Below are 13,678 nucleotides of genomic sequence, written 5' to 3'. Positions count from 1 at the left end.
CTCACGCGCCGATGTTGCCCCGGTCGGCCTCATCGCTCGGTAACCGCTGCGTCTGCACCGCCAGCACATGCCGAATCGTCGCCAGCACCGCATCCGGGCTGAGGCTCATTGAATCGATGCCAATCGACACCAAAAACTCCGCCATCTCGGGATAATCCGACGGCGCCTGCCCGCAGATTCCCGAGTGTCGGCCGTTACGCTTGGCGCCTTCTACCGCCAGGCGAATCATCTGCTTGACGCCCGGGTCGCGCTCATCGAAATCGAAGGCGACGATTTCCGAGTCGCGGTCCACGCCGAGCGTCAACTGGGTCAAGTCGTTGGAACCGATCGAGAAGCCGTCGAACAGTTTGGCGAACGCGTCGATCTGGATCACGTTGTTGGGTATTTCGCACATGATGTAGACCTCCAGCCCGTTTTCTCCGCGCTGCAGGCCATGGCTGGCCATGGTCGCCAATACCCTTTCGCCCTCCGCCACGGTGCGGCAAAACGGGATCATCAACTTGATGTTGGTGAGCCCGATGTGTTCGCGCGCCCATTTCATCGCCGCGCACTCCAGCGCAAACCCTTCGGCATAAGCCGGATGGCTGTATCGGGACGCGCCGCGAAAACCGATCATCGGGTTGTGTTCTACCGGCTCGAAATACTGCCCACCCAGCAGGGTCGCGTACTCATTGCTCTTGAAGTCGCTCATGCGTACCACGCACGGTTTTGGGTACACCGCTGCGGCAATGGTGGCGACGCCTTCGGCCAAGGTCTTGATGAAAAAATCCGTAGGGTCTGCATGCGCGGCGCTCAGCACGGCGATCTTTTCACGGGTGGCGTCATCCAGCTTTTCCGGGTGGACAAGGGCCATCGGATGGACCTTGATGCATTCATTGATGATGAACTCCATACGCGCCAGACCGATACCGTCGACCGGCAGCGAGGCCAGGCTGAAGGCCTGGTCGGGGTTGGCCAGGTTCATCATGATGTGCGTGTCGGGATGCCCGAGTTGGCTGAGGTCCGTTTCCTCCACATCAAAATCCAGGATGCCGTCGTAGACCGTTCCGATTTCGCCTTCGGCGCAACTGACGGTCAACAAGGCGCCGGTTTTGATTGTCGCTGCCGCATTGGTGGCGCCCACGATCGCGGGAATACCCAGCTCCCGCGCCACGATGGCCGCGTGGCAGGTGCGTCCGCCGCGGTTCGTCACAATCGCGGCGGCGGTTTTCATCACCGGTTCCCAATCCGGAGTCGTGGCTTCGGAGACCAGCACTTCGCCCGGTTGAAACTCGCTGAGCTGTTTCACATCGTTGACGATACGGGCCTTCCCGGCGCCGATGCGGGTGCCGACCGCCTTCCCCTTGAGCAGCACTGGCGAGCGTTGCTTGAGGTGATAGATCTGCAGCACGCTGCCTTTTTTCTGCGAGGCCACCGTTTCGGGGCGCGCCTGGACCATATACAAGTGGCCATCGATCCCGTCTTTCGCCCATTCCATGTCCATGGGTTTGTAGAAACCGGCTTTGCTCGAATAGTGGTTTTCAACCTTGATGGCATAGTCAGCCAGGACCATGACGTCCCCGTCCGAGAGGCAAAAGCGCGTTTGTTCTTCGTCGGGTGTTTCGATATTCGCGGTGTACTCCTGCGCGATGTTCCCGGTATTGAGGGTGTCGGTAAACACCATCTTCTTTTCTTTGCTGCCCAGGCTACGTTTGAGCACGCCACGATAACCGGCGACGAAGCTGGGTTTGTGTACGTAGAAACTGTCCGGGGCCAGCGCGCCCTGCACCACATTCTCCCCAAGCCCCCACGCGGCGTTGATGAACACGACATCCTTGAAGCCGGTTTCCGTATCCAGGGAAAACATCACGCCGCTGGCCCCGAGATCACTGCGCACCATTTTCATGATGACGACGGCGAGATCGACTTTGAAGCAATCAAAGCCGTTGTCGTATTTGTAATGGATCGACCGATCGGTGAAGTTGGAGGCCAGGCAACGCTTGTAGGCATCGAGCAGCGCATCTTCATTGGCGATATTGAGATAGGTCTCGTTCTGCCCGGCAAATGAGGCCTGCGGCGAGTCCTCGGCGGTTGCCGAGGAGCGCACGGCCAGTGAAAGGCTGTTGCCGTACTCGCGCTTGAGCTGGGCGTAGCTGTGCAGTATCGCGCTCTTCAGGTCTTCCGGCAGCGTACAGCCATACACAATCGCCCGCGCCCGTTTGCCGCGGGCTTGCAGGTCTTTGATGTCGTTGGGGTCGAGGCCGTCGAGCGCGGCATGCAGCGGCGCCCACGCCTTGTTGTGCTCAAGGACATAACGGTACGCGTCTGAAGTAACGGCAAACCCGTTGGGTACGCGGATGCCCTGGCCTGTCAGGTTCTGGTACATCTCCCCCAGCGAGGCGTTCTTGCCACCGACCTGTGCGACGTCGTTGATACCCAAGTCCTTGAACCAACGAATGTGCGGCTGTGAATGGGTCACGATGTCTCTCCATTGAGTGAGGGGACCGCCAGGGATACCCGATTGGCCTTCAGCAATCGCAGATACAGGGCGCTGTAAGGCTTTATGGCTTGGTGCCAATCGAACGGCTTGCGCATGGCGCGGCAACGCATTGCATTGAGCAACTCAGGGTTGGCGAACACCTTGATCGCCCGCGTCAGTGCTGCCGCGTAGCTTTCCACGGTGGGCTCCTCGAACAGAAAACCGCTCACGCCATCTTCGATCGTGTCGGCCAGCCCACCGGTATTACGGGCTACCGGTAATGAGCCGAAACGCTGCGCATACATCTGGCTCAGGCCGCACGGTTCATAGCGCGACGGCATCAGCAGGAAGTCACTGCCGGCAAACATGCGCCGGGCATCCGTTTCGTTGAAGCCGATAAGCACACCGACCTGGCCCGGGAAGCGCTGGGCCAGCTCCCGTGCGGCCTCCTCTTCCTGCGGTTCGCCACGGCCGATGATGACGATCTGCCCGCCCTGCCTGACGATGTGCCCGGCAACGCCAATGGTCAGATCCAGGCCTTTCTGGAAGACCAGGCGCGATACCACCGCGAACAGAGGCCCCGTCGACGGTTTGAGATTGAACAACTGGCGTACATAGTGGGCGTTCACCGCCTTGCCGAGCCAATCGTTAGCGGCAAACCGGCAGATCAAGTGCTCATCGGTTTCGGCGTCCCAACTGGCGTCGATACCATTGGCAATGCCGCTGAGCAGCCCTTGTTCGGCTTTGCTTTGCAGAAAGCCGTCCAGGCCGCAACCGAATGCTGGCGTGGTGATTTCCCGGGCGTAGGTCGCGCTGACGGTGGTGATGTGGTTGGCATAGGCCATGCCGGCCTTGAGCATTGAGAGCTTGCCGTAGAACTCCATACCGTCCGAGGCCTGCGCATGCTCGGGGATGCCCAGTTCGCGCCGGGAACCGCTGCTGACCATGCCTTGATAGGCAAGGTTATGGATGGTGAAAATGCTCGGCGTGTCCTGCCCACGCCAGCGCATGTACGCCGGCGCGAGGCCAGCCGGCCAATCATGCGCGTGTACCAGCTCCGGACGCCACTGGCACTTCACCGCGCCTGCGGCGAAGTCGGCCGCGGCCAGGCCAAGACGGGCAAACCGGATATGGTTATCCGGCCAGTCACGACCATTGTTATCCCCGTAAGGAGTGCCTTCACGCTCATACAGTTCAGGACAGATCACCAGGTAAATGACCAGGCCATCCGTCATGTCCATCCGCCCGATCTTGCACGCCGGCAATGCCGCATGGCCCTCCAGCTCGCTGATCACATGGACCGGATTTCCGCTGTTGAGCACTTGCGGGTAACCCGGCATCAACACGCGCACATCGTGCAGGGGATGCAGGGCCCGGGGCAATGCCGCCGATACATCGCCGAGCCCGCCGGTTTTCACGAGGCCGGCCAATTCGGAGGTCACGAACAGGACCTTGGCCCTGGCCGCCACGCTGGTAATGGGCAGCGAAACCGGCGCTAGCGCCAGCGGATCAACAGTCGAGGTAACCCATTCACTGACCGGCAGGTTGAAACGTTCAGCCTGCGGGGAAATGGCGGCTGTGCCCATGATCCTTTTCCTTTTTGTTGAGTCGAGAGTGCGGGAAGACGGTTAAGTCGGTCGCATGAGTATCTGGGGTTGCTCCCGATGGCCTCTGATCTTTATCAACAAATGCGCTTTGCTGCCGCGTGGGACAGCGCCCGTTGCGATAGGTGATGCTCTCGGTGTTCACCGTTCTTCTGCTATTGGCCGCCAGGCTTTACCCCGGTTTGGCTCGCTGACAATAGGCGCATCGCAGCTCAACGCTGCCACGCAATCAATGGGTTTTCCGCTGGCAGAAAGGCATCCGCGTGCCAGGCGCGAACCCTCGGAGTGTAGTGCTCCAGCGGGCGCGTGGCGGCGACCGAAATGGAATAGATATAACCCTGGATGGCGCCCGGAATCACATCGACGGCTTTCATCAGCAAGCACTCGGCGGGGTACTCGTCGCACAGGCCGCCATAGAGTTCCACCTTGACCCACAGAGGCGAGATCTCACCCAGATAGACCGGCACGCGAACGCACAGGCAGTCGCCATCGCGATGCCCCTCGACCGCGCCGAAGTGAATATTGTCCCAGGCCGCCGTCAACGCCTTCTGCCAGGCATGGAGCGTGCGCGCCAGTGCCGCGTTATCCTCGCGGCGGCGTCGAAACGCCTGAATCGCCGGTTGGTAAAGATGCTCCAGGTATTCCTGCAGCATGCGATTGCTGCTGTAGTACGGCCCCAGCTGCGACATGCTGGCGCGCATGCGTTGCACCCAGTCGCGTGGAATACCCTGTGCATCGCGTGAATAGAACGTGGGGACGACCTCGTTTTCCAACAGGCCGTACAAGCGCTCGGCGTCGACGTCGTCATCGCTCGGCGCGTCATCCCCGATCGCCCAGCCATAGGCGGGCTGGTACGCTTGCGCCCACCAACCATCGAGTTCCGAGAGGTTCAACCCGCCGTTGACGAGCACCTTCATGCCACTGGTGCCGCAGGCTTCCCAGGGCCGACGCGGGGTGTTGATCCAGACATCGACGCCTTGCACCAGGTGTTGGGCCATTTCCAGGTCGTAGTCTTCCAGGAACACCACATGCCGGCGCAGCCCCGGGCGATGCACGAAGTCGAGCCATGCCTGGATCAGTTGCTTGCCGCGCTCATCGGCGGGATGAGCCTTGCCAGCGATGAGCAGTTGTACCGGATGCTGCTCGTTGGTTAACAGCCGCGCCAGGCGGTCGCTGTCGTGCAGCAGCAGGTTCGGGCGCTTATAGTCGGTGAAGCGTCGCGCAAACCCGAGCGTGAGGCAGTTGGGGTCAAACACCTGCCCGCCCTCCGCCACCTGCTGCGCCGACTCGCCACGCTGCTCGAGCTGCCAGGCCAGGCGCTTGCGCGCATAGGTCACCAGGTCGCGCCGTTGCTCGGCAGCCATGTTCCACAAGGCCTCGTCGTCATTGTTGGCGACCGTCGCCGGCAGCAACTCGACTGCGCCGCGCCAACGCTCCTTGCCGCAGCTTGTGGTCCACAGATGATCGGACCACATTGAGTCCCAGGACGGCACATGCACACCGTTGGTGACATGCCCCACCGGTATCTCTTGAACAGGCCAGCGGGGATACAAATCGCTGAATAGCCGTCGGCTGACCTCGCCGTGCAAGCGGCTCACGCCATTGGCTTGAGCGCACCCACGCAGCGCCAGAAAAGCCATGTTGAAGGGTTCATCCGCGTCCGACGGATTGCGTCGGCCCAACGCCAGCAACTCGTGCGATGTGAGGCGGCAGTCGTCGAGATAGCCGCGGGCGTATTTGAGTACCAGCTCCGCGGAAAACACATCGAAACCCGCAGCCACTGGCGTATGGGTCGTAAACACGTTGCCTGCCCGCGTCGCCCACCAGGCTTCCTGGAACGATGTGCCCTTCTGATGCATGAAGCGCCGGGCACGCTCCAGCACCAGCAGTGCAGCATGACCTTCGTTGAGGTGGCACACATCGACATTGATCGCCAACGCTTCGAGTGTGGCCCAGCCGCCGATGCCAAGCACCACTTCCTGCAGCAAGCGCATCTCCGAACCGCCGCCGTACAACTTCGAGGTGATGCCACGGTCGCTGGCGCCGTTGAGCAGGTCATTACTGTCGAGCAGGTACAGGCTGGTACGCCCGACGATGGCCTGCCACACGCGTAAATACAGGGTCCGGCCGGGAAGCGCCAAGGGGATTTTCAACCACGCGCCGTCCTGTCCAAACGTCGGCTGGATCGGCAGGCTGGTGGGGTCGTTATAGGGGTAGGCCTCCTGCTGGCGCCCCATCGCGTCGATGGATTGTCGAAAATAGCCTTCCTGATAGAGCAACCCCACCCCGAGCACCGGTACGCCCATGTCGCTTGCCGTCTTCAGGTAATCCCCGGCCAGCACACCGAGCCCGCCGGCATAGAGCGCCAGCGCCTCGCTCAGGCCGAATTCCATGCTGAAGTAGGCGATCTGCTTGGAATCGCCGGCGCTTGTCTGCTGCGCATACCAACCCGGCTCGCTGAGGTAGTGCCGATGCTCTTCGATGGCGTGCGCGAGGGTTTGCGAGAACGTCGCATCTCGACAGAGTTCTCCTAGCCGGTGCGGCGAGGTGTTCTGCAGTATCAGCCAGGGGTTGTGGGTACGCTCCCACAGTTGCGGGTCGATGCTTTTCCAGAGTTCGTCGAGCGCATGGTTCCAGGTCCAGCGCAGGTTAAGCGCAAGCTCGGTCAATGCGCGCAACTGCTCCGGCAGTTCGCGTGGCAGGAATGCATACACGTCGACACCTCAAGGCGATAGTGGCTAAAGCGCCTCGCTCGAAACCGGCGCCGGCAGCAAGGCCAGGCTGTGTCGAGCGATGACTGCATTTTCATCAGTGGCGATGACCCAGGCCGATACCTGGCTGTCCGACGTCGTCAGGCAGGCTCCGGTGGGCGGGTGCTGGTGGCGGGTTACGCCTAACCAGGCGCAACCGTCGAGAATCCCGTCACGCACGGTGGGTGCATGTTCGCCAATGCCGCCGGTGAACACCAACGCGTCGAGCCCGCCGAGCAATGCGGCCAGCGCGCCGATTTCCTTGACGGCACGCCGTACAAACAACTCAATGGCCTGCGCGGCCCCTTCGGCGTGGCTGGCCAGCAGCGTCCGCATATCACTCGCCACACCGCCAGAGATGCCCAGCAATCCGGACTCGTGGTACAGCAGGTGTTCGACCGCCGCCGTGCTCATGCCGCGTTCGCGCAGCAGGTACAGCACGATGCCGGGGTCCAGGTTGCCCGGGCGGGTGCCCATCAACAGCCCGTCCAGGGTGGAAAACCCCATGGTGGTGCCGCAACTGATGCGGTTACGCATCGCGCACAGGCTGGCACCGTTGCCCAGGTGTGCGACCAGGGTGCGCCCGGCCGCCGCGCGCGGGTCGTAATCCGCCAGGACCCCGGCAATGTACTCGTAGGACAAACCATGGAAGCCGTAACGCCGCAGGCCCGCCTCGCTCAGTGCCCGGGGCAGGCCGTACAAGGTTTCCAGCGGGTCGAGTGTGTGGTGAAAGGCAGTGTCGAAGCAGGCCACCTGAGGCAGCTCGGGATGCTCCCGGGCCATATGGAGAATCGGTGCCAGGCACAAAGGCTGGTGCAACGGTGCCATTGGAATCAGTCGTTGTATCTCGTCGATCAGCGCGCTATCGACCCGCGCAGCCACTTCCCGACGGGCGCCGCCATGGACCACCCGATGCGCCGCGCCGACAATCTGCCATTGGCGGTTGCTGCCCAGCCAACGCATCAGGTTGCCCAGGGAAACTGCGTCCATGCAACTGTCGGCGCGCCATTGCTCCTGATGTTCGGCCTCGGATCCTGGGGCCTGATACACCAGCGTTGCCCTGCCCTGGCGCACTTCAATCATGCCGCTGCCCAGGCAATGGACCGTGGGTGCCGCCACGAAGTAAAGGGAAAACTTGAGGGTTGAAGAGCCCGCATTCAGCACCAACAATGCCGGGCAAGGGGCATCCTTCATGCGCGGCTCCACAACGCCGGGGAATCCACGGCCTGACGGGAGCCGCCAAGCAGTAACCGTAATGCTCGCATCATGGGCCGCCTCGACACTCGATGAGGTTACAGGGAACCTTGCCCCAGGTTGGCCTTATCCTGGCATCCACGGGGCGCGGCTGCTTGACCTTCCTCAATAAAATGTTCCCGTTACGGTTCAGCGCGTTCCTGGCGCATCAATATCATTGACGAACAACACTTTGGCGTTTAACGACGAAAACACCCGCGGGAAAATTTTTTTTGAAAAACAATTCAATCAGTTAAGTATTGCGACTGATCCGCAGACACTTACATCTGATCTAAATCAACCAGACCCAGCCCCTTCGCGCAGAAATTAGATGCAGCAGTCGCACCCTCGCATTCGACGGTGCAGATACTCACGTTTTCGTGGAGGCTCGTCATGGCTACGCATCTGCAAGGCTCTCAACCGATCGTCCCGCCGGCTGTCCAACCCGTGGCAGGCAGTCTGCGCAAGGTAGAACCCAAGCGCTTGTCGCTGAGCTTGTTGATTGCCCTGGTGGTCGGTTCGATGATCGGCAGCGGCATTTTCAGCCTGCCGCAAAACATGGCCGCCAGTGCGGGCGCCGGTGCGATTCTGATCGGTTGGTTGATCACCGGCGTCGGCATGCTGTCGCTGGCGCTGGTCTATCAGACCCTGTCCAACCGCCAGCCCGCGCTGGACAACGGTGTGTTTGCCTATGCGCGTGCGCTGGGTGGCGAATACCTGAGCTTCAACTCCGCCTGGGGTTATTGGATCAGTGCCTGGATCGGCAACGTCAGTTACCTGGTGATCCTGTTCGCTGCACTGAGTTACTTCTTTCCGGTGTTTGGCGAAGGCAATAACAAGGCGGCGATCGCCGGTGCGTCCGTGGTGTTGTGGGCGTTGCACTGGATGATCCTCAGGGGCTTGCGCACCGCTGCGCGGGCCAATGCGTTGACGACGGTCGCGAAGATCGTGCCGTTGCTGTTGTTCATCGGCCTGGTGATCGCCGCGTTCCAGCGTGAAACGTTCACTGTCGACTTCTGGGGCTCGCCAGCGTTGGGCAGTACGCTCGATCAAGTCAAAAGCACGATGCTGGTCACCGTTTGGGTGTTTATCGGGATTGAGGGCGCCAACGTGTTTTCTGCCCGTGCGGCGGAGCGGGCCAATGTCGGGCGGGCCACGGTGATCGGTTTTGTCATCACGTTGTTGCTGCTGATTTCGGTGTCCTTGCTGTCGCTGGGGGTGCTCAAACAACCGGAACTCGCCGCCTTGAAGAACCCCTCGATGGCGGGCGTGCTGCAGGCCGCGGCCGGGCCATGGGGCGCGGTGCTGATCAGCATCGGCCTGATTGTTTCGGTCGGCGGCGCCCTGCTCGCCTGGACGTTGCTGGCGGCCGAGTCGGTGTTCACGCCCGCCAAGGAAAAGGTCATGCCTGTCTCGCTGGGCGTGGAAAACACCCAAGGCGCGCCAGCCAATGCGCTGTGGCTGACCAACGGCTGCATTCAATTGTTCCTGCTGCTGACCTTGTATTCGAGCGCTACCTATCTCGCGCTGATCTCCCTGGCCACCTCGATGATTCTATTGCCGTACCTGTTCAGCGGCCTGTATGCGCTGAAATTGACCTGGAAGGGTGACACCTATGCCGGCCACCGCGCCCTGCAATTGCGCGACATGGCCATCGCGGCGGTCGCCACGCTGTATTGCATGTGGTTGCTCTATGCCGCCGGGCCGAAATATATGCTGCTCAGCGCCCTCCTCTACGCCCCGGGCTCGTTGATCTACCTGGGCACCCTGCGCGCCCGTCAGGGACAAGCGCTCAGCGGTCCCGAGACCGGCCTGTTGATCATCATCTGGGCGGCCGCGGCCTATGCCGGCTGGATGCTGTGGTCGGGGACGCTGACCTTGTAACGATGGGCTTGCCCCCGTGTTCTGTCCTGGCAGGCCGCGCAGAGGCCGTTCTGCTGCCTGCCTTCTATCTGAAGAGGAGTACCGAAAGATGAGCAATTCCGCAAAAAAAATGCCGGTCACTACCGAACACAAATCCGACCAGCATCCCATGACGACAGACCTGTGGCGGCCGCTGGAAAAACTGCGGCAACAGGTGGACCACCTGTTTGATGACTTCAATCTCGGTTCCGGCCTGTCGCCCTTCAGCCGGGGGCTGTTCGACGTTGAACCGTTCTGGCGTCGCGAGCTGATCGGCCATGGCATGCCTGCCGTGGACATCACCGAGAAAGACAAAAGCTACGAGATCACCGCCGAAGTACCCGGCATGGATCAGAAAGACATTGAGGTCAAACTGTCCAACGGCAGCTTGATCATCAAAGGCGAGAAACAGGAGGACAAGGAAGAAAAACGCAAAGGCTACCACCTTAGCGAGCGTCACTATGGTTCCTTCGAGCGGGTGTTCAACCTGCCCAAAGGTATTGATGCCGATAAGATCGACGCGAGTTTCAGCAAAGGCGTGCTGTGCATCTCGTTGCCGAAAAAGCCAGAAGCCATGAAAGCGGATAAAGTCGTGCCGATCAAAGGCGAATGAACCCCAGGCTGCACTGCCCCTTGGCGGGAAACCGACAAGGGGCTTTTTTTATCTGCAGTGGTTCAACGCTTCATCCCCGGAAAATATCGAACAGCTCGATCTTCAAGAGCGTGCGAATGCACAGGTAACGCCTGCCGAACGTCAGCCTAAGCCACATGTTCAGCGGCAGTCCGCTACGCGAAGAGATGATAGTCGGGGAAAACCAAGCCAATGCTGTTGAGTCGACGCGCAGGTGCCAGATGTGCTGCCTGGCAGGGGTGGTTGCAGGCCTGCGGCTGTCTTGCAGCAAACCCGACGACGTGTCGGGTGCTGCAACCGTTCACTACTTGCGGCTGGCTTTTTCGAGCATCCGGCTGGCGCGCTCATTGGCCTGGTCGGCAGTCTGTTGCGCCTGATTGGCCGCCATCGCCGCCTGCTCCGCTTTCGAGTAGGCTTCATCGGCTCTGGCGCGTGCCGACAGCGCAGTGCTTTGAGCAGCCTCCAGGCGTGCATCCAGTTCTTTGGCCGGTTTGTTACTGCAACCAGCCGATAACGCGAGGAGGACGCTGAGCAACACTACGGGTAAACGCATATTCATGGGTATTCTCCTTGAGGGTCGTAGCAGGAACGCTCCGGCTACGGTTCAAGTATCCGGCGCCGTCGGTGCGGGGCTCTGATTTTTGTCAACTTTCGACCAAGAATCAGACCGAACCGTCAGTTCCCGGCGCCTTGCGAACGCCCGCCTGCCATAGCGGCCAACAACGACTTCAGCGCGCTCAGCGAACGGGTATTGAGTACATCGCCCTTTTCCAGCCAGGCACGCCGGGCTTGCGCGACGCCGTAGCGCAAGTACGCAAAATCCGCGGTGCGCTGGGCATCCGAATTGATGCTGATCAGCACGTGTTGGTCTTTGGCGTATTGGCATTGAAGGTCGAACAGGTCCATGCGCTGGGGTTGCGCGTTGAGTTCCAGGCAGCAGCCGCGTGCAGAAGCGGCCCTGATGACGGCCGACAGGTCCATGTTCAACGGCGCGCGCTGATTGATCAGGCGACACAGCGGGTGCGCCAATAGCGTGAAATAGCGATGATCCATGGCCCTGAGCAGGCGTTGCGTCTGTTGCCGCAGCGTCAGGTTGAAATGCGTGTGGACCGCGCCCACCACAAGGTCCAGGCGAGCGAGAACAGCGTCTGGCAGCCCCAGGCTGCCATCTTCCAGAATCTCGACTTCAACGCCCTTGAGCAAGGTGATGCCGCGCAGGCGGGCGTTGAGCGCATCGATCTGGTCGATCTGCTTCAGCAGCCGCTCGCCGTCCAGGAAATGATCGGTGATCGCCAGGTATTCCAACCCGGCTTGCTGCGCGGCCAGTGCCATCTGTTCCAGAGTATTGGCGCCATCCGCGTCGCAGGTGTGCGCGTGCAAGTCACCCTTGAGATCACTCACTTCCACCAGCCTGGGCAAACGCCCGCTGAGTGCCGCCGCGACCTCACCGCGATCTTCGCGCAGCTCCGGCGTGATCCACGGCAACCCCAGGGCCTGATAAACCGAGACCTCCGTGGCACCCGCCAGGCGTTCCTCGCCCCTGAACACGCCATACTCGTTGAGCTTCAGGCCCTGTTCCCGTGCCTGCTTGCGAATCGCAATGTTGTGCGCCTTGCTGCCGGTGAAATACACCAGCGCGGCGCCCCAATCCGCGGGCTTGACCACCCGCACGTCGACTTGCAGGCCGGAGTCCAGTACGACACTGGCCCGCGTGCGGCCTTTGACCAATACGGTGGACACCTCCGGGTGCCTGATCAGGTGCGCCGTGACCGCCACCGCGGGCGCTGCTGCCACTAGGATGTCGATGTCGCCCACGGTATCGCGCATGCGCCGCAGACTGCCGGCCAGCCTCGCGTCCTCGACCCCGGGCAGTTGACGCAGATACTCGATCAACTGCAGCGCCACGGGCTCGACAACGCCCAGCGGCAACCGGCGATCCTTTCCGAGCCCCTTCTGCGCGGCGCTCAATAAGCGCGCCTCGAGCCTTTCGCCAAAACCGGGCACATGGCGGATGTGGCCCTGCTCGGCGGCCTCGCACAGTTGCTGCGCGGTTTCGATTCCCAGGCCGTGATACAGGTGTTTGATGCGTTTGGGGCCGAGGCCGGCGATGGACAGCAGTTCAACCAGCCCAGGCGGCAATGTCGAGCGCAGGCGCTGCCGTAGCGCACAATCACCGGTGCTGGCGATTTCACTGATCTTGGCCGCCAGATCGACGCCGATGCCCGGCAGTTTCGGCAAGGTTTCCCCACGCGCAATGAGCGGCGCCAACTCGACCGTCAGCGCCCTCAGCGTGCGCGCCGCAACCCGATAAGCGCGGATGCGAAACGGGTTGGCGTCATCGATTTCGAGCAGGTCGGCGATATCGTCAAACACCGCGGCAATGTCCTCATTGCTCACCGCCTGCGAGCGCTTGACCGTCGACGTCGGTGTGCTGGGTGCCTGCGGTGCGGCCGTGAGCTTCATGGCCCCAGCCTGGCCATGTAATGCGCGACTGCCTCGGCATCGGCGTCCGACAGTGTGTGCGCAATCTGGCTCGTCAGGTCACCGCGCTCACGCAGGTCGGCCTGTTGAAACACCTGGATCTGGCGAATCATGTACGCGGCATGCTGGCCCGCCACACGGGGGGTCTGGCCATGGCCCCGGCCCTCGGCGCCATGACAGGCGCTGCACTGAGCGATGCCGGATTCCGGCACGCCGTGGCGAAAGATCAATTCGCCCCGCGCGTCAGGCGTTTCGGCTTCAGCCTGCATGGCCGGCTGTTTTGAATAGTAGTCCGCCAGTTCAGTGATCTGCGATTCGGTCAAATGGGTAAAGCCCCACATGTATTGAGTCGAGGCTTTATCCATGCGCGTATGGTTTTTGAAATCAGTCAACTGCTGCTTCAGGTAGTCTTTTTGCTGGCCGGCCAATTTGGGAAACAACGGCGATACCGACTCCCCCGTCAGCCCGTGGCACAGCGAACACACGTCGTTTACCAAGGCCAGCGCGGGCATGGATGCGGTTTTTTGCGATGCCCGGTCGCGGGTGTCGGTACAGCCCACAAGGGCCACCACACAGAGGGCAAGCGTCAGGTGTGATCGATTGATAGAGCACCTCATAT

9 protein-coding genes are annotated in these 13,678 nt (G+C 61.4%); 2 read left to right on the top strand and 7 right to left on the bottom strand.

Annotated elements, in window-relative coordinates:
• Position 1: 1 nt before the first annotated feature.
• The 4 genes from ppsA to C5F70_RS09465 all read right to left on the bottom strand — a co-directional run bounded on the left by ppsA (position 2) and on the right by C5F70_RS09465 (position 8,006).
• The gene (ppsA, locus tag C5F70_RS09480; RefSeq protein WP_104903170.1) at positions 2 to 2,458 is read right to left on the bottom strand and encodes a phosphoenolpyruvate synthase; all 2,457 of its coding nucleotides are present in this window, start codon (positions 2,456 to 2,458) and stop codon (positions 2 to 4) included.
• Entirely contained in the window at positions 2,455 to 4,044 is a 1,590-nt protein-coding gene (gene glgA / locus C5F70_RS09475) for a glycogen synthase GlgA (protein WP_104903169.1), read from the bottom strand. Before glgA ends, ppsA begins: the two co-directional genes overlap by 4 nt.
• A gap of 230 nt (positions 4,045 to 4,274) precedes the next feature.
• Positions 4,275 to 6,776 (bottom strand): alpha-glucan family phosphorylase, encoded by a 2,502-nt coding sequence (gene glgP, locus C5F70_RS09470; protein ID WP_104903168.1) that lies wholly within the window; start codon positions 6,774 to 6,776, stop codon positions 4,275 to 4,277.
• Between the two features lie 24 nt (positions 6,777 to 6,800).
• Positions 6,801 to 8,006, bottom strand: a complete 1,206-nt coding sequence (locus C5F70_RS09465; protein ID WP_104903167.1) for an acetate/propionate family kinase — start codon at positions 8,004 to 8,006, stop codon at positions 6,801 to 6,803.
• 561 nt (positions 8,007 to 8,567) lie between these two features.
• On the opposite strand from C5F70_RS09465, the gene C5F70_RS09460 reads away from it, so the two are divergent.
• On the top strand, positions 8,568 to 9,929 hold the full coding sequence (locus C5F70_RS09460) for a basic amino acid/polyamine antiporter (RefSeq protein ID WP_231590031.1): 1,362 nt from the start codon (positions 8,568 to 8,570) through the stop codon (positions 9,927 to 9,929).
• 88 nt (positions 9,930 to 10,017) lie between these two features.
• A complete protein-coding gene (locus C5F70_RS09455; RefSeq protein WP_017845784.1) occupies positions 10,018 to 10,560 on the top strand; it encodes an Hsp20/alpha crystallin family protein in 543 nt (180 codons plus the stop codon).
• A 322-nt stretch (positions 10,561 to 10,882) separates the two neighbouring features.
• Here C5F70_RS09455 and C5F70_RS09450 read toward each other — a convergent pair whose 3' ends face one another.
• The 3 genes from C5F70_RS09450 to C5F70_RS09440 all read right to left on the bottom strand — a co-directional run bounded on the left by C5F70_RS09450 (position 10,883) and on the right by C5F70_RS09440 (position 13,571).
• Positions 10,883 to 11,137 carry an Lpp/OprI family alanine-zipper lipoprotein gene (locus tag C5F70_RS09450; RefSeq protein ID WP_017845783.1) on the bottom strand — a complete coding sequence of 85 codons (255 nt, stop codon included), beginning with the start codon at positions 11,135 to 11,137 and terminating at the stop codon, positions 10,883 to 10,885.
• A 116-nt stretch (positions 11,138 to 11,253) separates the two neighbouring features.
• A complete protein-coding gene (polX, locus tag C5F70_RS09445) occupies positions 11,254 to 13,041 on the bottom strand; it encodes a DNA polymerase/3'-5' exonuclease PolX (RefSeq protein WP_104903166.1) in 1,788 nt (595 codons plus the stop codon).
• Positions 13,038 to 13,571, bottom strand: a complete 534-nt coding sequence (locus C5F70_RS09440; protein WP_169796383.1) for a c-type cytochrome — start codon at positions 13,569 to 13,571, stop codon at positions 13,038 to 13,040. Before C5F70_RS09440 ends, polX begins: the two co-directional genes overlap by 4 nt.
• Between the last annotated feature and the right edge of the window lie 107 nt (positions 13,572 to 13,678).

It is taken from the genome of Pseudomonas sp. LH1G9 (assembly GCF_002949975.1).
GTDB classification, from domain to species: domain Bacteria; phylum Pseudomonadota; class Gammaproteobacteria; order Pseudomonadales; family Pseudomonadaceae; genus Aquipseudomonas; species Aquipseudomonas veronii.
Note: the sequence above shows the minus strand (reverse complement) of the source record. Positions and strands in the feature narration are given on the sequence as shown.

What these genes read in the sequence shown, in the direction of transcription:
- glgA (WP_104903169.1), bottom strand. Translation starts at nt 4,044, where the DNA reads ATGGGCACAGCCGCCATTTCCCCGCAGGCTGAACGTTTCAACCTGCCG.
- C5F70_RS09465 (WP_104903167.1), bottom strand. Translation starts at nt 8,006, where the DNA reads ATGAAGGATGCCCCTTGCCCGGCATTGTTGGTGCTGAATGCGGGCTCT.
- C5F70_RS09460 (WP_231590031.1), top strand. Translation starts at nt 8,568, where the DNA reads ATGATCGGCAGCGGCATTTTCAGCCTGCCGCAAAACATGGCCGCCAGT.
- C5F70_RS09455 (WP_017845784.1), top strand. Translation starts at nt 10,018, where the DNA reads ATGAGCAATTCCGCAAAAAAAATGCCGGTCACTACCGAACACAAATCC.
- C5F70_RS09450 (WP_017845783.1), bottom strand. Translation starts at nt 11,137, where the DNA reads ATGAATATGCGTTTACCCGTAGTGTTGCTCAGCGTCCTCCTCGCGTTA.
- polX (WP_104903166.1), bottom strand. Translation starts at nt 13,041, where the DNA reads ATGAAGCTCACGGCCGCACCGCAGGCACCCAGCACACCGACGTCGACG.
- C5F70_RS09440 (WP_169796383.1), bottom strand. Translation starts at nt 13,571, where the DNA reads ATGCCCGCGCTGGCCTTGGTAAACGACGTGTGTTCGCTGTGCCACGGG.